Genomic DNA, 19440 nt, shown 5'->3' on the forward strand with positions numbered 1-19440 from the left:
ACTGCTATCGGGAGCAAGCCCCCTCCCACATTTGATTGCGTTCCTCCAGCAACTTCACGAAGCTGTTCAAACTCTGCGATACCGTGCCCCGGCGCCAGATCAGCCAGGTATGCAGCGTGCGAAAACTGTCCGTCAGCGGCCACAGGCTCACCGTGGTAAACCCCGGCATGCTTTCCAGCATGCTGCGCGGCATCAGCGCCAATCCGGCGCCGGCGCTGACGCAGGCGAGCATGCCGTGATAGGACTCAATCTCGAAAATCTTGCCTGGCACCGCGCCGTCCTGTGAGAACCAGCGCTCGAAGTGGTGCCGATAGGAACAGTTGGAGCGAAAGGTGTAGATGTTCTCACCATTCACATCCTGGCCCCGGGTGATGGGCGCGTGATGCAGCGGCGCGATCACCACCATCTCCTCCTCAAACACTGCCACGCCTTCCAAGGTGGAATGCAGCACCGGCCCGTCGACAAATGCCGCCGTCAGCCGCCCCGACAGTACGCCCTCGATCATCGTGCCCGAGGGCCCGGTGCTCAGGTCCAACTCAACCTTGGTGTGCTTCTGGTTATACGCCGCCAGCAACGCCGGGATACGCACGGCCGCGGTGCTCTCCAGCGAACCCAGGGCAAACGCGCCCTGGGGCTCCTCCCCCGCCACAGTCGCGCGGGCTTCCTGCACCAGGTCGAGGATGCGCCGCGTATAGCCGAGGAAATTCCACCCGGCCGGTGACAGGCGCAGGCGACTTTTCTCGCGGATAAACAATTCCACACCCAGGTCCTGCTCCAGTTGCTTGATGCGCGTGGTCAGGTTCGATGGCACGCGATGAATCAACTGCGCGGCGGCGCTGATGCTGCCTTGCTCGGCAACGGCCTTGAAGATTTCCAGCTGCACCAGATCCAAGTCATTCTCCAATCGTGAAAGTATTGCTTAATATTATTCAGTTTCCAGAAAACATGCATCCCCGTAGGCTTACCCCATTCCACTCATTCAGCCGGACGGTGCCATGAACGCTATTTCTCATCAGACTCACGCCCTGTCGATCAACCCCGCCACTGGCGAAACAGTCGGCAGCTACCCCTACGAAAGCGCGTTGCAACTGGACGCCGCCCTCGACCGCGCCACCGAAGCCTTCCGCACCTGGCGCCGCCAGCCGGTGAGCCAGCGCGCCGAATGGCTGCTGGCCCTGGCCGGCGCCCTGCGCGAGCAAGCCGAAGACATGGCGCAGATGATCACCCTGGAGATGGGCAAACCCATCGCCCAGGCCCGTGCCGAAATCGAGAAATGCGCGCTGCTCAGCGAATGGTACGCCGCCCATGGCCCGGCCATGCTCGCTCCAGAACCGACCCTGGTGGACAACGGCAGCGCCCAGATCGAGTACCGCCCGCTGGGCCCTATCCTCGCCGTGATGCCGTGGAACTTCCCGGTGTGGCAAGTGCTGCGTGGCGCCGTGCCGACCATGCTCGCCGGCAACACCTACGTGCTCAAACACGCCCCGAACGTGATGGGCAGCGCCTACCTGATCAAGCAGGCGTTCCAAAAAGCGGGCTTTGCGGAAGGCCTGTTCGAAGTGATCAACGTGGCCAACGACGGCGTGTCCGCAGCCATCGCCGACCCACGTATCGCCGCCGTCACCCTCACCGGCAGCGTGCGTGCCGGGATCGCCATCGGTTCACAAGCCGGTGCTGCGCTGAAAAAATGCGTGCTGGAGCTGGGCGGCTCCGACCCCTTCATCGTGCTCAACGACGCCGACCTCGACGCCGCTGTGCAAGCCGCACTGATCGGCCGCTTCCAGAACAGCGGCCAGGTCTGCGCCGCCGCCAAGCGCCTGATCATCGAGGAGGGTGTGGTAGAAGCCTTCACCGCCAAATTCCTCGACGCCAGCCGTGCCTTGGTCATGGGCGACCCGACATCAGCGGCCACCTACATCGGCCCGATGGCCCGTTTCGATTTGCGTGACGAGCTGCACGGCCAAGTCCAGGCCACGCTGGAAGAAGGGGCGACCTTGCTGCTGGGCGGCCACAAAGTGCCCGGCGCCGGCAATTACTACGCGCCGACCGTACTGGCCAACGTCACCGACCAGATGACCTCGTTCAAACAGGAACTGTTCGGTCCCGTCGCCTCGATCATCACCGCCCGCGACGCCGACCACGCCGTGGCCCTGGCGAATGACAGCGAGTTCGGCCTCACCGCCAGCATCTTCACCACCGACGCGGCGAAGGCACGGGACATCGCCAACCAACTGGAAACCGGCGGTGTTTTCGTCAACGCCTTCAGCGTCTCCGACCCTCGGGTAGCGTTTGGTGGGATCAAGAAGAGCGGCTTCGGGCGTGAGTTGTCGCACTTCGGCGTGCGGGAATTTTGCAACGCGCAGACGGTGTGGCTGGATCGCAAGTAAGCGAAGCCTCATCGCCTGTAGCAACGGCACCCCTCCCCCCAGTTAAATCACCTGAAGCTATTGCTTCCCAAGCCCGGCCACCAATGCCTCCAGTACCACGCGTACCTTGGGCAACGCCTGGCGGCTTTTGACCCAGCCCAACGTGATTGCCGCCCCTTGGGTGGCCAGGTGCGGCAACACCTCGACCAGCGTTCCTTCCTGCAGCGGTTGCTGGACCATCCACGAGGGCAATTGCACGATGCCGCAACCGGCCAAAGCGGCCACCAACAGCCCGTCTCCATTGCCCACCACCAGTTGCGGGGTGATCTGCCTGCGTCGGGGAGCGCCCTGTTCATCCGCGAAATTCCATGGGCTGATGCGCCCGTCCACCCAGCCGTAGGCGATGCACTGATGGTGCTCAAGGTCGTCTTCCGACAGCGGGGTGCCGTGCCGCGACAAGTAGACCGGCGAGGCATACAAGCTATGCCATTCATGGGCGAGCACACGCTGCCCTACGGTTTCCGGCCAGGCATTCGTGCCGCCGATACGCACCACAATATCCACGCCTTCCTCGAACGGCTCGATGAACCCGTCGCCAAACGTGAAGTGCGCCAAAAGCAGCGGATGCGCCTGCAAAAAAGGCAGTAACACCGGCAGTACCTGCGCGCGCCCCAATGCGCTGGGCAGGTCGATGCGCACACGACCGCGGGCCTCGGTATTTTCCACGTTCAGTAAAAGCTCGGCTTCTTCCAAGTCGGCCAGTACGCCCGTGCACGTCCGGTAAAACGCCACACCCGCATCGGTGAAGGACAAGCGCCGCGTGGTGCGCTGGAACAGCCGAACACCCAAGCGTTTTTCCAGCCGCGCGATGCTTTTACTGATGGCCGAGGCGGTCAGGTTCATTTTCTCGGCGGCGGCGGTAAAGCTGCCGTGGTCCGAGACACACACAAACACATCGATACCTTTCAAGCGTTCGGAAGAAAACATGCACATCCTGTATTGGTGAATTCAGTTCAGGCAACTTGGTAAAAAGCATCCTAAATCAGAAATCAGCTCAACGGTAAGCTATGACCGGATAAACCCTGGCACTGAGGCTCGGATGCTGACCACGCTGAAAAACTACCCCCTGGCCGTCAACCTGCTACTGGGCGCGTCCCTGGTGTTGACGCTCGCCAGGGCCATCACCCTGCCCTATCTGGTGATCTACCTGTCGAGCCAGTTCCAGTTGGGCGTCGCCGACATCGGCCTGGTGATCGGCAGCTCGCTGATCATCGGCTCTTTGTTAAGCCTGTATGGCGGCTTTCTGGTGGACAGCCTGCCCAGTCACCGCTTGATCCTCGGCTGTTGCGCGGTGTTCACCAGCGGGTTTCTGGGGGCGTTTATCGCTCAGGACCTTTGGGTGTTCTACGTCTGCCTGGTCGCGATCAACCTGGCCTATGCCGTCATCGATATCGCGGTCAAATCCGGGTTTGGCCGGCTGCTTCCCGCCGAGGCGCGCAGCGAAGCGTTTTCGATCAAATACACCCTGACCAATATCGGCTATGCCGTCGGCCCGTTCCTCGGTGCTGGGCTAGCCGCACTGGCCATCAGCCTGCCCTTTGTGGCCTCGGCGGGGCTTGGGTCCGGGTTCTTCTTGGTTTATTGCGTGTGGGGCGACAGCCACTGGGCGCCACCCCACGCCAGCCAGCCCGCCGTGCCCTTCCTGGCGGTGGGCAAATTACTGCTGAGGGACTACCGCCTGGTGTGCTTTACCTTGGGCGGCATCCTCAGCGCCGTGGTGTTTGGCCAGTTCACGGCTTACCTCTCGCAATACCTGGTCGTCACCACCACGCCCGAGGCGGCCTACCGGATTATCAGCAGCGTGGTGGCCACCAACGCGCTGATGGTGATCAGCCTGCAATACATGATTGGCAAGCGGATCACCCATCAACACCTGCACCTGTGGCTCGCCGGAGGGCTGGGGATGTTCATCGTCGGGTTGGCGGGGTTTGGCTTGTCCACCTCGCTGACGTTCTGGGTGGTGTCCATGGCGATCTTCACGCTGGGCGAAATCATCGTGTTCCCCGCCGAATACATGTTCATCGACATCATCGCGCCCGATCATCTGCGCGGCATGTACTACGGCGCGCAAAACCTCGGCAACGTCGGCGCGGCACTGGGGCCGGTACTGTGCGGGATGGTGCTGGTGTCACAGCCGGCCCACTGCATGTTCTACCTGTTGGCGCTGTTTGTGATCGCGGGCGGGTTGCTCTACTGCCTGGGCGCGTCCCTCGCGGACAAGGTGCACGCCCCGACCTGAACCTCAATCACGGATATGCCGCCGCACGCACTGCACCAGGCCGTCCAGCGCCTGCGACTTCACCGGCGCGAGCACGCAGACGGTGTGCTCGCGCCGGCCTTCTGTCACGGTCAGCGTGTAATGCACCTGGCCCGGATTACCGGGGGTCGGTGCGTTGCTTTGCGGCAGCTGGAAGAAGTCGGCGGCCTCGATAAGCTGCCGCAACTCCTGCTGGTCCTGCTCGGGCAGTGTGGCCAGTTCCACCGTACGCGGCTTGGCCAGGCCCGGAAAATACCCGGCCCCGCCGTTTTCCTTGATCGAAATTTGCATGGTTGTTCCTCACGTCAGACAGAAATGCCGACCGCCTTCCAACCGTCCTTGACCGCCTTCTGTTCATCCTTGTTCGCGCCGTAGAGTCGACCGGCAACATCGTAGGTAATGCGCGCAAAACGCAGGAACCCCGAATTGGGCCGCAACCGCGCATCGCGCAGCGCGTCATACCAGATGCGCCCAGCGCGTTCCCAGGCAAACCCGCCGAGTTTTGTCGCGACCTGGTAGAACGCATGGTTGGGAATGCCGGAATTGATATGCACCCCGCCATTGTCCTCGTAGGTCTGCACAAAATCATCCATGTGCCCCGGCTGAGGGTCCTTGCCCAGCAGTTTGTCGTCAAACGCCGTGCCGGGGGCTTTCATCGAGCGCAGGGCGGTGCCTTTGATCTTTTTGGTGAACAGCCCTTTGCCGATCAGCCAATCGGCGTCCTCTGCGGTTTGCTTCAGCGCGTATTGCTTGATCAACGAACCGAACACGTCCGACAGCGACTCGTTCAACGCGCCGGATTGGTTGAAATACATCAGTTTGGCCTCGTCCTCGGTCACGCCATGGGCCAACTCATGGCCAATCACATCGAGCGCCACCGTGAAGCGGTTGAACAGTTGCTCATCGCCATCACCAAACACCATCTGGGTCGAGTTCCAGAACGCATTGTTGTAGTTCTGGCCAAAGTGAACGGTAGCGTCCAAGGCCATGCCGGCATCGTCGATGGAGTTACGGTCGAACACCTGATCGAAAAAATCGAAGGTGGCGCCCAGGCCATCATAGGCCTCGTCCACCGCGGCATCACCACTGGCGGGCTGGCCTTCGCCACGCACCAGCTTGCCGGGCAGGCTATCGGTGCCTTCGGCGCTGTAGATCGAACGCCGTTTGTCGGCGCCCATGACCAAGGCCATGCGGGCCGGGCCCTTGGCGGGCAACGCGACCATGCGCAGCGAGCGGAACGTGCTGTCCTTGGCGCGGGTGCGCAATGCGACATCCCGTTGCGCCTTATCGCCATTACGTGCGATCTGGTCGAGCATGTACGGCGGAATCAGGCAGAAAATCGGGTGACGGGGGTTGCGAACACACATGGTCAGGCTCCATTGAGTATGTGACAACGTCCAGGTAACCGATTCAGGATAGCCCCGAGACGTTAACGCGTGTCATCAATTGTCATTAACCTATGTTGCAGTCGTGTTTATCCAAGGAGGACTTACCGATGCCTGCCCGTAAAGCCAAAATCGATCTTTCCCACCGTCCACGGCTCGCCGACCTGCGCCCGTTGATTGCGCCCAGCCCCACCCTCTTGGAGGCCAGGGCGGCGACACCCCACGTCACACCGGCCAAAGACTTGAAGGACCGGCGCGGCTACACGGAGGACTTCCTCGGCAATTTCGTGGTGCCCTGGCCCACGGTTGAAGAAGCCTTGGCGGGGGATGCACAGAAGGAGCGCCTGGACTACACGCACTTCTCGATAACGATGTCCCGCTCAAGACGGCTCGCGCTGTATGTAGGCGTCAACATCGACGGCGGGCAGCATATGGATATCGTGCGCAGCAACGACACCTGGGCCTATGACGGCCGCCTGCCCATCGACGCGCAGGTGGGCGAAGCGCTCTACGCCAGCAATGGTCTGGATCGCGGCCACCTGGTACGCCGCCAAGACCCCAACTGGGGCGAAGACGCTAAAACCGCCAACCTCGACACCTTCCATTTCACCAACTGCTCGCCGCAGATGAGCGGGTTCAACCAAAAGACTTGGCTGGAACTCGAAGACTACATCCTCGACAACACCCAGCGCTGGAAAGCCCGCGCCACGGTGTTTACCGGCCCGGTATTCGCCGATGACGACCGCGTCTACCGGGGCGTGAAAATCCCCAACGCGTTCTGGAAAGTGGTCGCCTACCTCAGCGACGACGGCAAGCCTTCCGCCAGCGCCTACATGATCGACCAGAGCCGCGAACTGGGCCAACTCGATCTGGTGTTCGGCCAACTCCGGACCTACCAGCGCAGCGTCATCCAGATCGAACGCCTGACCGGCATCCGCTTCGCCAACCTGGCCGACTACGACGGTTTCAGCAACGAAGAACGCGCCACCGGCACACGGATTGAAGCACTGATACAAGGTCCAGAAGACATTCGCCTCTAAGCTTCACATATTGATCTGCGTTAACAAACCAACGCCAACCACGATGCGAAGCGAGCCGCTCTTGATCTTGATCTTGATCTTGCTTTTGATCTTAGGCGCCCCGTCAAACACGCTGGCCGAACGCAGGCTTGAATCCGTGGGTAACCCGGCAGGACGCCGGGTTAGCCGCCCCGCGCCATGGATGGCGCGTGGCGGCGGCCCACGGATTCAAGCCGGAGTGAGGGCACACCGAGCCTAAGCGAGGTGCCGAGTGTTGGGGCGAAGCGTTTTGGGTTACTTTTGGCGCTCTTCCAAAAGTGACCCGCCGTAAGGGCCATCCCTTTCAAGGTCTTTAGTAAAATCCCCTGAAATTTCATTCAGGGGTACCGAAAGATGTGGGCCGATGTTCTAGCGCGTTTCGAGAAAAAAGCACCTGCGAGCGTCATGGCCAAGTTGGCGCTCGAACAGGCTATTGCCCCTGAGTGGGTCGATCAGGTTTTCGAGGAGCATCGGCAACGGCAGTATTCTCGTGAGCTACTGTTCTCGACCATCATCAAGCTGATGTCCCTTGTTTCATTGGGCTTGAAGCCATCCCTGCACGCCGCCGCGCGGCAACTGGAAGATCTTCCTGTCAGCTTGGCGGCCCTTTACGACAAGATCAGTCGTACCGAGCCTGCTCTGTTGCGTGCCCTGGTTACCGGCTGTGCACAGCGCCTGACTCCAACCATCAGAGAGCTGGGCTGCACGGCGATGCTGCCGGGTTGGCAAGTTCGGGTAGTGGACGGTAATCACTTGGCATCCACTGAGAAACGCTTGGGGGCTTTACGTCAGGAGCGCGGCGCTGCTCGTCCCGGTTTTTCGGTGGTGGCCTACGACCCCGACCTGGATCAGGTCATCGACCTTCAGGCGTGTGAGGATGCCTATGCAAGCGAGCGCGTTTGTGTGCTGCCTCTATTGGCCAATGCCGAGCCAGGCCAAGTGTGGCTGGCTGATCGACTCTATTGCACGCTCCCGGTTATGGAGGCTTGTGAGCAGGTCCAAACCTCCTTTGTCATTCGTCAGCAAGCCAAGCATCCACGCTTGATTCAAGAGGGTGAGTGGCAAGAGCCAGTGCCTGTGGAAACAGGCACTGTGCGTGAGCAGATAATTCAGGTCAGAGGCGGTTACCAATGCCGGCGTGTCGAACTGACCCTTCATTCCCCAACGGACTCGGGTGACAGCAGCTTGATGTTCTGGAGCAATCTCCCCCAGAGCGTCAGTGCACAGCAGATCGCCGAACTCTATCGCCGCCGCTGGAGCATTGAAGGTATGTTCCAGCGACTGGAAGCAATCCTGGAAAGTGAAATCGAAACCCTTGGCAGCCCAAAGGCCGCCTTACTCGGGTTCGCTACTGCGGTATTGGCCTACAACGTCCTGGCCGTCCTCAAACGAAGCGTCGAGCAAGCTCATCGGGGTACCCAGCCTGAAGGATGGGAGGCCTCGATCTATCACTTGGCGATTCAGGTTAGAAGTGGTTATGAGGGAATGCAGATTGCGCTGCCCTCGGAACATCTTCCCGTCATTGCTCTGGAAAAACTGGCCCGGCGCTTACTGGAGCTGGCTAGAAACATCCAACCAAAACAAGTGGCGAAAAGCCCCCGCGGCCCCAAGGTGCCTAAGCCCAAAACATGGGTCCAAGGCACTGCGGTACATGCACATGTTTCAACCGACCGGGTAATCAAGGCTGCCAAAACGAAAAGACCTTGAAAGGGATGGCCGTAAGGGCGGAACCCACAGCGGCCGTTACCGCAGCAACGGATATGTACCCGGTCTGATCCAACATCCAGGCCATCTGTCAGGCCGCCAGCGGGAGCAAGCTCCCTCGCCACAGGTCCAGCACCGTACCCAGAGTTATCAGGCCAACGGGCGAACCCTCATTGCGCATTGATGTAATGAAACTGCGCCTGCGTTTTCTCAACCGCCGCACGCACCGTGTCCTTCTGCGCCTCAGTGCCCGAGTAGTAAATCTGCATCCCCTTCAAATCCTGCCCTTCGACTGCTTTGCCGATCACCGCAACATCAACCGGCGTGCCGGCACCGATAATCAAAAAGAACACATCGCCCAAGCGTTTGGCATCAAGCAGCTCTCCCCTGAGGCGAGCAGCGTTTTGCTCACCCGCCATGGAAATCGCCAGGGTATCGCCGAACATCCCGCTTTTGGGGATGCTCATCGTGTGCAAACGGAGTTTGTCCGACCCGGCCGGCATCGACGCGACATACGCAGTGGCGGCTTCGTCAAGAATCTGCTTTTCAGATTTACCCTGGGTGGCACAACCGGCGAGCGTGGCGACGAGGGCGAACGCGAGAAATAATTTCACGGTGTATTCCTTGTGATAAAGCGATCCATTGGCTGCGCATCATAGGAGCCCCACCGCCAAAGAGCCACCGTTGGCGTCACGGCCTCCCGTTCAACCTCGCGATCGACTACCATACCGCGCCGGTTCCCAAACGGGACTAATAGGGAATCCGAAGCGCGGTACCCCCGCGTCAATCGGAACTGCCCCCGCAACTGTAGGTGCTGAGCCTGCTCCTCGATGCCACTGGACCTTGTCCGGGAAGGCCGGAGCGTGGCGACGACGCATCAGTCAGGAGACCTGCCGGCTCAAGCTCAATCACTAACCGGCGGGGTGTCCGGGAAGGACATTCTTGCCTGTCTCTACCACAGCGCTCGAGGGTGTATTTCCGAACCGTACCTCCCCAGTTGCACGTACGGTTCACTCGGAGATCGTCCCATGCTGCCACGCGTTACCGCCCTGCTCACCGGCATTGGCTTCTGTGCCCAGGCCCACGCCGCGCCCACCCACTACCCGCTCACCGTGGAAAACTGCGGCAGTAGCCTCACCTTCCAGCAGGCGCCGGCGCGCAGCGTGACCATCGGCCAAGCCGCTACCGAGATGCTCTACGCCTTGGGCGTGGGCGATAAAGTGGTCGGCACTTCGCTGTGGTTCAACCGCGTGTTACCGCAGTACAAGGCACAGAACGACCGCATCGAGCGCCTGGCCAACAACGAGCCGAGCTTCGAAGCCGTGATCGCCAAACGCCCGCAACTGGTGGCCGCCGAGCTGGAATGGGTGGTCGGGCCGCAGGGTGTGGTCGGCACCCGCGAGCAATTCCATGAACTGAAGATCCCCACCTACCTGCTGCCCTCCGACTGCGAAGGCAAGGACAACCTGGTGGGCGCCGACGGCACGCGGCTGGAGCCGTTCCGTATCGAGAGCATTTATAAAAGCATCAGCCAATTGGCGCAGATCTTCGACGTACAGGATCGCGGCCAGCAGTTGAACGACGAACTCAAGGCGCGCCTGGCCAAATCCGTCGCCACCGTGCAGAGCAAAGGCCTCAAGCAGGCCAGCGCGTTGGTGTGGTTCTCCAGCTCGGAGATGGCCAGCGACCCATACGTGGCCGGCCACAAAGGCATTCCCGAGTTCATGCTGCAAACCCTCGGCCTGTCCAACGTGGTGCAGTCCGATGAAGAGTGGCCCGCCGTCGGCTGGGAAACGATTGCCAAGGCCAACCCGACCTTCCTGGTGATCGCCCGCATGGACCGTCGCCGCTACCCCGCCGACGACCATGAAAAGAAACTCGCTTTCCTGCGCAGCGACCCGGTGACCCGCAACATGGACGCGGTGAAAAACAACCGCATTATCATCCTCGACGCCCTGGCGTTGCAGGCCAGCATCCGCATGTTCGACGGCCTGGAACAACTGGCCACGGCCATCGACGGCTACGACCTGCCAAAATGATGCGCACCCTATTCGCCCTGGCATTGCTGCTGATCGCCGTACTCGCCGGCGTGGCCATCGGCGAAACCGCCATTTCGCCGCAGGTCGTGCTCCAGGTGCTCGCCAACAAACTGTGGGCGGCCGGCTACGTGCTCGACCCCATCGATGAAGGCGTGGTGTGGAACTACCGCCTCACTCGCGCACTGGTCGCCGCCGCCTGCGGTGCGGGGTTGGCGACGTGCGGGGTGATCCTGCAATCACTGTTGCGCAACCCGCTGGCCGATCCGTACCTGCTGGGCATCAGCGCCGGCGCATCGACCGGCGCGGTATTGGTGGCGTTGATGGGCGTGGGCGGCGGGTTGATTTCGTTGTCGGCCGGCGCGTTTGTCGGTGCGATGGCGGCGTTTGCGCTGGTGATCCTGCTGGCCCGTGCCAGCGGATCGGCCAGCGGCACCGGCCAGATCATCCTCGCGGGCATTGCCGGTTCGCAGTTGTTCAATGCGCTCACCGCGTTCCTGATCACCAAATCGGCCAGTTCCGAACAGGCACGCGGCATCCTGTTTTGGCTGCTGGGCAACCTCAGCGGTGTGCGCTGGCCATCGGTGTGGCTGGCGGTGCCGGTGGCGGTCGTGGGTTTGGCCGTGTGCCTATGGCACCGTCGAGCGCTGGATGCGTTTACCTTTGGCAGCGACTCGGCAGCGTCCCTCGGCATTCCGGTGCGCCGGGTGCAGTTTGTGCTGGTGGGCTGCGCGGCCCTGGTGACGGCAGTGATGGTGTCGATTGTCGGCTCCATCGGCTTCGTCGGGCTGGTGATTCCGCATGCTGTGCGCCTGCTGCTCGGCACCGGGCATTCGCGCCTGCTGCCGGCAAGCGCCTTGGGTGGCGCATTGTTCTTGATTGCGGCGGACGTGCTGTCACGCACGCTGATCAAGGGCCAGGTGATTCCCGTTGGCGTGGTCACGGCGCTGGTGGGCGCGCCGGTGTTTGCGCTGATCCTGATCGGCCGGAGGAACGCGCGATGACGGTTCTGAGCTGCTCCGGCCTGGGTTTCAAGGTGCGCGAGGCCGAGCTGCTGCGCGACATTCATCTGGACGTACACCTGGGCGAAACCCTCGGCATCGTCGGCCCGAACGGCTCGGGCAAATCGACCTTGCTCAAACTGCTGGCCGGCCTGCGTACACCCGCGTCCGGCGAAGTATTACTGGGCGGCCGGCGCCTGGGCAGCCTGTCCCGCCGCGCCATCGCGCAGCAACTGGCGGTGGTGGAACAACAGGCCGACACCGACGACGCCATCCGCGTGTTCGACGCCGTGGCGCTGGGCCGTACGCCGTGGTTGTCGGCGTTGAGCCCGTGGTCCTTGGATGACGACGCCATCGTGAACCAGGCCTTGCACGACGTCGACGCCACCCACCTGAGCCAGCGCGCCTGGCGCAGCCTCTCGGGCGGTGAACGCCAACGCGTGCACATCGCCCGTGCATTGGCGCAACGGCCGCAGATCCTATTGTTGGATGAGCCGACCAATCACCTGGATATCCAGCATCAACTGGGGATTTTGGAGGGCGTGCAACGGTTGCCTGTCACCACCTTGATTGCCCTGCATGACCTGAACCAGGCGCTGACCTGTGACCGCTTGGCGGTGCTGGACCACGGGCGGTTGGTGGCGCTGGGCAAACCACTGGACGTGCTGACACCACAGCGGTTGCAGGAGACGTTTGGGGTGCAGGCGCACTACCTGACAGACCCGTTTGATGGGGCGAAAATCCTGCGGCTACGCCCAGTCTAAAGCCGGGGTAAAGCGTTACTGTAGTGAGCGGGCTTGCCCCGCGCTGGGCTGCGCAGCAGCCACAATAAGGCCGCTGCATTCCTCCAGGTCGAACCGGGGCGTATGGCTTCAGGGGGCTGCTTCGCAGCCCAGCGCGGGGCAAGCCCGCTCACTACAACAAGCCCCCCCGGAGCATTGGTCTATAAAGCCCTGTGCATATGCGTCGTCCGCCACACCGGGTCTGCTTCCACATCCACGACCTCAAACCCCTGCCGAACCCAAAATTCAATTGCGCCCGGCAAAAACGGATGGGTATGCAAGTACATCACCTCCACCCGATCGGCTTTCGCCATCGCTTCCAGCGCACGGTACAACTGCCCCGCCAAGCCAAAACGGCGAAACGCTGGTGCTACAAACAAGCGCACCACTTCCACCGTCTTGCGGCCTTGGTAGTTCAACTGCGGAAAACGCCCGTCATAGGGCAGATAACCGATGGCCGCAACAATTTGGCCATCGTTGCGGGCGATCAAAAATCGGCCTTCGCCCTGAAGATAAATCGAAGCAAAGTACGCGAGGTCATCCGGCATGCCGGCATCGCGCAACTTGGGGAACATCTCGGCACGCGCCTGCTGCACAAACGCCAGCACCTCAGGCACATCCCCCATTGCAACCGGCCGGATGATCACTGGCGCAACTCACACACCGCACTGCCCTTCATCCCCGACGCATGCACGCTCACATGGCGCACCGTAAAACCGGGTTTCACCACCCGCTTCTTTTCTTCCCAGGTGCCGCCATTTTCAACCTGGTAACCAATGGCACCATCGGCTTGCCAGGTCAGGCGCAGGGTGTACACACCGTTCTGATCGAGTGTTTGATGAATCGGCGTATCGATGATCGGCTTGGCCTTATTGAACGTGCGCAGGTTGAAAATCCGCTGGTCCGTACCGGCTGGCGAATAGCTGGAGAGAAACAGCGTATCGTCTTCGGCAGCATCCTCGGCGGCCGCCAGGATCACCGACGGCACCCACTTTTCGCCACGGTCCTGGGTGTCGGTGACGACCTTGCAGGTCAACTGGCCCTTGCCGGTGACGTTCTGGCGCCAGCCTGTTTCGTAGAAACCATAGGGCACGTCGAAGCGCAGGGTCTTCTCGGTGACTTGCTCACAGCCTGCCAGCAGGTAGAGCGCTGATAAACCGACGCATCCTTGTAGAAACTTCACGTGCTGTCCTTGGCTTGAATAGGTGGGGCCGAGAGATTACCTGGGCAGTAGGAAAAAGTGGATAGGTTTAGCGGACGGGTGTGTCGTGATATATCTGCGCCCGCCACCTTCCAACAGGAACGACCTATGCCCTCCCCCATTCCCATCCTCGGCTGCCGGTCTGTCATCGACGTACTGCACCACATCACCCAAGGCGGGCCGGAATGGGCGTACCGACACGTCACCCTGTGGTTCCCTGGCCCAACAAACGCCTGGGTCGTGGTGTATCCGCTGCAAGGCACTTCTGAGCCGTATTTTGACTTCATGTACACAGGTACGGAGTCGCCGAAGGCGGCCCTACCCTGGTTATTGGTGAAGTATCCTCAGTGCGACGTCGTGGATTGGTCGCCCGGACGCTTGGCATGCATCAGCGCCTCTACTATGGACATCGAGACACTGGCGCAAATGATACAAGACCTTGCGCGAGAGGCTTGGGGTGAGTGCGGCTCACTGATAAAAGCGTCGTATGAGCAGATGGTCAGAGCCTGACGCCTGGTTGAAATGGAGCATCTTGATGGCTGAAAACTCTCTAGTGACCGCTGTGCTGACTTCACTACTCACGCTGACAGGAACCTACGCTCTGCAATCACGCCAAGAGGCGCGGGATGAGGCTAACGATTTTCTGGATGCCGCACAAAACAAACAGCCAGGCGATACAACTTCCAGAAGCTCGCCGCCGATATCGAATACACCGTACGAAGCATGACCGTGACCCAGGACATCATTGACGAGCAGATCGAAGCCAAAAAAACGGATGGGCTGATGGAAATGATTGTCACCGTAAGCAACAACAAAGACACAGCGGGCCGTCAGCTGAAAAACTACGATACGGGCACGATCAGACTGCTCAAGTCACTCGACGAAAGGCTGACCCAGTTGGGAGCCAGGAAGGTCACCGTCGTGAATGCGAACCAAAAGGGCTGAAGATGACACAACTCCCAATGGCCGACGCGCGCCAGGATGATAAAAACCGCAAGACCATCCAGACCACCGTCGCGGCAAGAAGCCTGGCAGGCGCGGCAAACAACACCAAGTGGAACGAACTGATTACGCACATGCGCCAGCGCTCGGAGTGGGTACCTTCGTATCGCTCAAAATGCATCACAGGCCATATCTCGGGATGGGATGTGGAATGGTTTTACCACCTGCCGTTCCCTTTTGCGTATGTCGAATGGCTCGACATCGGCGTGTGGCAAGAGGCGCCTTCGTTGGGCGTATTACTGCCACCAACGTATATTGACCATACCGAGGAAATCTCTCAGATTGTCTCGCAGATAGGCTTCGAATTTGAAGTGAAGGCCGATGTGCTGAGAATATGGGGCTACCTTCCAAAATCCTACGATGACTTTCCGCCGGTATAACGTACAGCGGCGGATTCTGCGGCGACGCCGCTTCAGCCACCCTCACTGTAGTGAGCGGGCTTGCCCCGCGCTGGGTGGCGAAGCCGCCCCAAACCCAGGCGCCCCGGTGTGTCTGGGATACCGTTGCGACCCTGGCGCGGGGCAAGCCCGCTCACCACAAGTTAGAGTCGGCATGGCCGCTTGAATGATCATCCCGTCGTCATCCCCAGTCGGGCACTGATCCACTGGCGGCTATAAGCAAGCACGCTCCTCCCCATCGCCACCGGAAAATGAATAAACCCATGCGCCGCCTCCGGCAACAGGTGCGCCTCAGCGCCCGGCCACCGCTCAGCGATCAACAGCGTGTCATCCTTCAACGGGTCCAATTCCCCCACAAACATCAGCGCTGGAGGCAGGCCTTCGAAATCGCCATACAACGGTGACAACGGCGGCTGGCGACGTTCCTCATCGCTCAACCCCGGCGTCAGCCTGCGCAGTGCGTCGACCATGCCCGGCCCGTCCAGCAACAACGTGTGCGGCCCCGCCGTGCGCACGCTCGGGGTACCGGTCAGGTCGTAGACGCCGTAATACAGCACCGCTGCGCTCACCCGCTTGAGCACGTCCGGCCATTGCTTCAACGCCAGCAACGTCGCCGCCGCCAAATGCCCACCGGCCGATTCGCCGACGACGATCACCGGCAGGTCGGCAAATTCATCGGTGGTCAGCAACCAGCGGGCGGCCGCCAGGCAGTCGTCCATCAGGCCCTCCACCGGCGTGTCGACCGCCAGCCGATAGTCCACCGACACCACCGTCACGTCGCAGGCGTTGACCATGCCGAGGTTGAGGTCGTCGTTCATTTGCGCATTGCCAATCACCCAGCCGCCGCCATGGATGTCCAGCACCACGCCCTTGGGCTTGCCGCTCGGCCGCAGGATGCGCACCGGGACTGAACCCACGAGTCGGGTCTCAGCCACCGGCGCCCGCTTGATCTTTTGACTGGCGCGCAACAACGCCTGGATCAGGCGCGGCGTAACGCGATTGCGGATTTTAAAACGTGGCATCCACGCGAGTTTCTGGTTGAAACGGCGCATCTCGGCCCGTTCAGGCTCACTGGCGGGCCAGGGTGTGTAGGCCATCAACGGTTATTCCGCAGGATCGAGAAATTCAGCGCTGCCGCCACACACAGCCACGCCAGGTAAGGGAACAGGATCAAGCCGGTGATCAGGTCCAGGCGCACCGCCAGCACCACCATCGCCGCCACGGTCACCCACAGCACCGCGATAATCACCATCCCCGCCATTAAGCGATGGGCGCCGAAGAACACCGGCGTCCACAGCGTATTCAACGCGATCTGCGCCGCCCACAGGGCCAACACCATTTGACTGCCTGGGATAAGGCTCAGGCGATAACCGGCCCAGGCCAGCAATAGGTAGATGATCGTCCATGCCACCGGGAACAACCAATTGGGCGGGGTGAAGCTGGGTTTGACCAGGGATTCGTACCAGGCGCCGGGTTTGAAGATGATGCCGGTACTGGCAGCGGCGGCGCAGGCGAGCAGGAAGATGAAGAAGGTCATGGTCGGTCCTTGGCTGGGCATTTCAAGCTTGGACGCGTAGGACACGGGTAAAAGTTCACTGCAATTCAGGGCATCACGATGTTCAGCCAAGGCCACCGCGCCTGATAACTGCGGGCCTTCTGCACGAACAACTCCCGCTCCGGATGCAGCGGGTTGATGCGCAGCACACCCTGCTCCACATCCTCCAAACCATACGGCGCATACACCTCACCCGTCGCAATCTCCAAGCCGATGCACGTACCCGCCACCAGGTAACGATCAATCCCCTGCTTGGCCGTGTGCAACTGCGGATACGGCCGACCAAACCGCTGGCCATACCACAGATGAACCCGCGCCTGGTTTTTCACTTCAACATTCACGCCCAGGTCCTGGAACAGCACCTCGGCCGCACGGATCACCGCATCCTCAGCCTCGTAGGACAGGTCCGTATCGAAGTAGAAAACGTCGTAGTCCTTGACGCCCTGGTCAGCAGGCAGGTTCGACTGATGATTCCACACCGCCTGGAACAGGCAGCCCGCCGTGAGAAAGCACTGGTCCACGCCAAGGTCGGGCAGGCGCGCGGTAATCTCGGCATTGATGGGGTTGGCCATGGCCAGGTTGAGCAAAGCGTCGACGGTCAATGTCATGCGCATTCCTTCTTGAACTTACCCGCAGCGCCCCTTGTGGCGAGGGCGCTTGCTCCCGTTGGGGCGCGAAGCGGCCCTCATCGGCGTCCGTGTTTTGCCTGATAACCCGCGTCAGCCGGTTTTGAGACTGCTGCGCAGCCCACCGGGAGCAAGCGCCCTCGCCACCAGGAGGACCGACCGATGATCAAGCCTTCAACTCACCCGCACGGTGAGTCGCCGCGTCATCGTAAACCACATACAACGACTCGGCGACCTGGCTTTTGATGGCCTTGGTCGACTCAAGGCCCAGCACAAAACCTTCGGCTTTACCGCCGGCGCGGTTGAGTTCTTCAGGGGTGGCGGCGCCGGTGATGGCGTCGAAAAGCTTGGTAGCGTGGGGGCCTACGCCTTTGGGCAGGCTGATCTGGTCGATGGACATGGGCGATACCTTAAAAGAGAGAGATCGGTAGCGCGTGGAACCACTGCCGGGGGTGGCATGGTAGACCGGCTGGAACAGAAAGGGGCGGCTTTTGATTAACCTGCGCTCAGGGCGCCGACTTGAACCGGCCTTGAAACGCGATGCGCAGGCATGCCCAGGCGATATAGCCCACGATCACCACCTCGACCACGCCGATGAGCAGGTTGAATGAAAAGGTGACGGGTTGCTCCGCCCAATAAAAGGTCGTTGCACGGGATCGAAAACCACTGACCCGCAGTCGCCCCGTGAACAGCGCGGGCACCAGTGCGAAGAGCTGCGACAGCTCCAACACCGCCAAAAACGCACCCAGCAGCCCCAGCAGACCGCGTGCGGGCAGGCCGACAGCCTCGGTCGATTCCGCTGAAGGCGCAGGCTCTTTTGCTTTTTGCGCGCGAGCGACCTTGGCCGGGGATGGCGCAGGCCTATAAGGCGGCTCGCGCGGCGCCGACGCATCGATCACGTCGGTTGGCACCGCCAGGTTCAGGTAGCCGGCCAATTCCGCCAGCCACCGCTCGGTGCGCGGGCTGCCCGGTACCACCGGAACATTGTCGGGGGTCAAGCGGTGCTCGGTGCCATCGCGCATCACCAACCACAGCTGGGTGTAGATCGGCTTCGCCTGTGGGCGGCGGCGCAGTTCGAGGGCGTGTGGGTGATCGAGTCGAAACGCCTGACGCACACGCTCGCGGCGCCCAAACGCGTTGCGGGTCAGGCGTTGCGCCTCCCCGTCGTGTCGCGACAAGCGCAAGGTCTCGCGAATGCCGGTGTACACCATCAGGAACAGCCCCATGGCCGGCATCAACAGCAACGCGAGCACGATCAGCAGCGAGGACAGCGAGTGCAGGCCCACCAGCGGCAAATAGCCCTCGATGATCCCGCACACCACGAACACCACCGGCACGCTCAAGGCCAGCCCGCCTACCCACCACACGACAGCACTCTGCACAGGGTTGTGCGAGTGGATGAGCAAATCATCCTGCACCGTTCGCTCGAACCGATGGCCAATCCACATGCCGCTCTCCTGATGTGCGTGCGTGGCCCCGGATGATACGTGAGCGCGCCCATTTGTTTCATGACCCTCCCCACAAAACCGTGATATCGATAAGCTTGATCCCCCACCCGCCGCGCAGGCCCCGCACCATGACCCTCTCTCCCGACTTCACCCCCTGGGCCTCCCTGCTCGGCGGCGCACTGATCGGCCTCAGCGCCGGCCTGTTCATCCTGCTCAACGGCCGCATCGCCGGCATCAGCGGCCTGCTCGGCAGCCTGCTGGCCAAACATGGCGAAGGGCGCGCTGAAAAAGGCCTGTTCCTGCTCGGCCTGCTCGCCTCGCCCTGGCTCTGGTCACTGTTCGGCACCTTGCCCAGCGTTTCGGTCCAGGCCGGTGGCGCTGCGTTGGTGCTGGCGGGGCTGCTGGTCGGCATCGGCACACGCTACGGCGCCGGGTGCACCAGTGGGCATGGGATCTGCGGGCTGTCGCGCTTGTCGTTGCGCTCGCTGGTGGCGGTGGGTTGCTTCATGGGCAGCGGGTTTGCCGCTGTCTACGTGACTCGCCACCTGCTAGGAGCTTGAG

At 61.4% G+C, this 19440-nt stretch carries 23 protein-coding genes and 1 riboswitch; of the genes, 11 read left to right on the forward strand and 12 right to left on the reverse strand.

The window, feature by feature from the left end:
* Positions 1-4 precede the first annotated feature (4 nt).
* Positions 5-892, reverse strand: coding sequence for a putrescine utilization regulator PtrR (locus ACI512_RS25330; protein WP_064055152.1), 888 nt, complete (start codon positions 890-892; stop codon positions 5-7).
* A gap of 103 nt (positions 893-995) precedes the next feature.
* Here ACI512_RS25330 and ACI512_RS25335 point away from each other — a divergent pair, with 103 nt between their 5' ends.
* The gene (locus ACI512_RS25335) at positions 996-2387 is read left to right on the forward strand and encodes an aldehyde dehydrogenase family protein (RefSeq protein ID WP_236383685.1); all 1392 of its coding nucleotides are present in this window, start codon (positions 996-998) and stop codon (positions 2385-2387) included.
* Positions 2388-2444: 57 nt separating this feature from the next.
* On the opposite strand, the gene ACI512_RS25340 is transcribed toward ACI512_RS25335, so the two are convergent.
* On the reverse strand, positions 2445-3353 hold the full coding sequence (locus tag ACI512_RS25340) for a LysR family transcriptional regulator (protein WP_236383684.1): 909 nt from the start codon (positions 3351-3353) through the stop codon (positions 2445-2447).
* A 112-nt stretch (positions 3354-3465) separates the two neighbouring features.
* Here ACI512_RS25340 and ACI512_RS25345 point away from each other — a divergent pair, with 112 nt between their 5' ends.
* Positions 3466-4665: an MFS transporter gene (locus ACI512_RS25345; protein ID WP_236383683.1), complete on the forward strand. Its 1200-nt coding sequence runs from the start codon at positions 3466-3468 to the stop codon at positions 4663-4665.
* A 3-nt stretch (positions 4666-4668) separates the two neighbouring features.
* On the opposite strand, the gene ACI512_RS25350 is transcribed toward ACI512_RS25345, so the two are convergent.
* Positions 4669-4974: a protealysin inhibitor emfourin gene (locus ACI512_RS25350; protein WP_236383682.1), complete on the reverse strand. Its 306-nt coding sequence runs from the start codon at positions 4972-4974 to the stop codon at positions 4669-4671.
* Between the two features lie 14 nt (positions 4975-4988).
* Complete coding sequence (locus ACI512_RS25355; protein ID WP_236383681.1) at positions 4989-6050, reverse strand: M4 family metallopeptidase; 1062 nt, start codon at positions 6048-6050, stop codon at positions 4989-4991.
* A 128-nt stretch (positions 6051-6178) separates the two neighbouring features.
* On the opposite strand from ACI512_RS25355, the gene ACI512_RS25360 reads away from it, so the two are divergent.
* Both ACI512_RS25360 and ACI512_RS25365 read left to right on the forward strand, forming a co-directional pair.
* Complete coding sequence (locus tag ACI512_RS25360; RefSeq protein ID WP_236383680.1) at positions 6179-7108, forward strand: DNA/RNA non-specific endonuclease; 930 nt, start codon at positions 6179-6181, stop codon at positions 7106-7108.
* Positions 7109-7531: 423 nt separating this feature from the next.
* A complete protein-coding gene (locus ACI512_RS25365; protein ID WP_082893840.1) occupies positions 7532-8833 on the forward strand; it encodes an IS4 family transposase in 1302 nt (433 codons plus the stop codon).
* Positions 8834-9000: 167 nt separating this feature from the next.
* Here the strand turns inward: ACI512_RS25365 and ACI512_RS25370 are convergent, their stop codons facing one another.
* Positions 9001-9444, reverse strand: coding sequence for a hypothetical protein (locus ACI512_RS25370; protein ID WP_015884996.1), 444 nt, complete (start codon positions 9442-9444; stop codon positions 9001-9003).
* A 103-nt stretch (positions 9445-9547) separates the two neighbouring features.
* Positions 9548-9743: riboswitch (cobalamin riboswitch) on the forward strand.
* Positions 9744-9858: 115 nt separating this feature from the next.
* On the opposite strand from ACI512_RS25370, the gene ACI512_RS25375 reads away from it, so the two are divergent.
* Genes ACI512_RS25375 through ACI512_RS25385 form a run of 3 tightly spaced genes read left to right on the forward strand, consistent with a single transcriptional unit; the run spans position 9859 to position 12631 of the window.
* Complete coding sequence (locus ACI512_RS25375; protein WP_236383541.1) at positions 9859-10869, forward strand: ABC transporter substrate-binding protein; 1011 nt, start codon at positions 9859-9861, stop codon at positions 10867-10869.
* The gene (locus tag ACI512_RS25380; RefSeq protein ID WP_015884998.1) at positions 10866-11870 is read left to right on the forward strand and encodes an iron ABC transporter permease; all 1005 of its coding nucleotides are present in this window, start codon (positions 10866-10868) and stop codon (positions 11868-11870) included. Before ACI512_RS25375 ends, ACI512_RS25380 begins: the two co-directional genes overlap by 4 nt.
* Positions 11867-12631 carry an ABC transporter ATP-binding protein gene (locus tag ACI512_RS25385; RefSeq protein ID WP_236383540.1) on the forward strand — a complete coding sequence of 255 codons (765 nt, stop codon included), beginning with the start codon at positions 11867-11869 and terminating at the stop codon, positions 12629-12631. The genes ACI512_RS25380 and ACI512_RS25385 overlap by 4 nt, the downstream gene beginning before the upstream one ends.
* Before the next feature lie 179 nt (positions 12632-12810).
* Here the strand turns inward: ACI512_RS25385 and ACI512_RS25390 are convergent, their stop codons facing one another.
* On the reverse strand, positions 12811-13296 hold the full coding sequence (locus ACI512_RS25390; RefSeq protein WP_405121407.1) for a GNAT family N-acetyltransferase: 486 nt from the start codon (positions 13294-13296) through the stop codon (positions 12811-12813).
* A complete protein-coding gene (locus ACI512_RS25395; RefSeq protein ID WP_236383538.1) occupies positions 13293-13832 on the reverse strand; it encodes a hypothetical protein in 540 nt (179 codons plus the stop codon). The genes ACI512_RS25390 and ACI512_RS25395 overlap by 4 nt, the downstream gene beginning before the upstream one ends.
* A gap of 553 nt (positions 13833-14385) precedes the next feature.
* Here ACI512_RS25395 and ACI512_RS25400 point away from each other — a divergent pair.
* Genes ACI512_RS25400 through ACI512_RS25410 form a run of 3 tightly spaced genes read left to right on the forward strand, consistent with a single transcriptional unit; the run spans position 14386 to position 15232 of the window.
* Positions 14386-14577, forward strand: a complete 192-nt coding sequence (locus ACI512_RS25400) for a hypothetical protein (protein ID WP_236383536.1) — start codon at positions 14386-14388, stop codon at positions 14575-14577.
* Positions 14574-14795, forward strand: coding sequence for a hypothetical protein (locus ACI512_RS25405; protein ID WP_236383534.1), 222 nt, complete (start codon positions 14574-14576; stop codon positions 14793-14795). Before ACI512_RS25400 ends, ACI512_RS25405 begins: the two co-directional genes overlap by 4 nt.
* A 17-nt stretch (positions 14796-14812) precedes the next feature.
* Positions 14813-15232, forward strand: a complete 420-nt coding sequence (locus ACI512_RS25410; protein ID WP_236383532.1) for a DUF6678 family protein — start codon at positions 14813-14815, stop codon at positions 15230-15232.
* Positions 15233-15420: 188 nt separating this feature from the next.
* Here ACI512_RS25410 and ACI512_RS25415 read toward each other — a convergent pair whose 3' ends face one another.
* The 5 genes from ACI512_RS25415 to ACI512_RS25435 all read right to left on the reverse strand — a co-directional run bounded on the left by ACI512_RS25415 (position 15421) and on the right by ACI512_RS25435 (position 18879).
* Entirely contained in the window at positions 15421-16347 is a 927-nt protein-coding gene (locus ACI512_RS25415) for an alpha/beta hydrolase fold domain-containing protein (RefSeq protein ID WP_236383530.1), read from the reverse strand.
* Positions 16347-16787: a TspO/MBR family protein gene (locus tag ACI512_RS25420; protein WP_405121408.1), complete on the reverse strand. Its 441-nt coding sequence runs from the start codon at positions 16785-16787 to the stop codon at positions 16347-16349. The genes ACI512_RS25415 and ACI512_RS25420 overlap by 1 nt, the downstream gene beginning before the upstream one ends.
* 65 nt (positions 16788-16852) lie before the next feature.
* Entirely contained in the window at positions 16853-17413 is a 561-nt protein-coding gene (locus ACI512_RS25425; protein WP_093541156.1) for a nucleotidyltransferase family protein, read from the reverse strand.
* Between the two features lie 184 nt (positions 17414-17597).
* Positions 17598-17831 carry a hypothetical protein gene (locus tag ACI512_RS25430; protein WP_046036616.1) on the reverse strand — a complete coding sequence of 78 codons (234 nt, stop codon included), beginning with the start codon at positions 17829-17831 and terminating at the stop codon, positions 17598-17600.
* A gap of 106 nt (positions 17832-17937) precedes the next feature.
* The gene (locus ACI512_RS25435) at positions 17938-18879 is read right to left on the reverse strand and encodes a hypothetical protein (RefSeq protein ID WP_405121409.1); all 942 of its coding nucleotides are present in this window, start codon (positions 18877-18879) and stop codon (positions 17938-17940) included.
* 128 nt (positions 18880-19007) lie between these two features.
* Between ACI512_RS25435 and ACI512_RS25440 the strand changes: the two genes are divergently transcribed.
* The gene (locus ACI512_RS25440; protein ID WP_236383604.1) at positions 19008-19439 is read left to right on the forward strand and encodes a YeeE/YedE family protein; all 432 of its coding nucleotides are present in this window, start codon (positions 19008-19010) and stop codon (positions 19437-19439) included.
* The last annotated feature ends 1 nt before the right edge of the window (position 19440 follow it).

The sequence above is a fragment of the Pseudomonas petroselini genome, from assembly GCF_045037875.1.
GTDB classification, from domain to species: Bacteria; Pseudomonadota; Gammaproteobacteria; order Pseudomonadales; family Pseudomonadaceae; genus Aquipseudomonas; species Aquipseudomonas petroselini.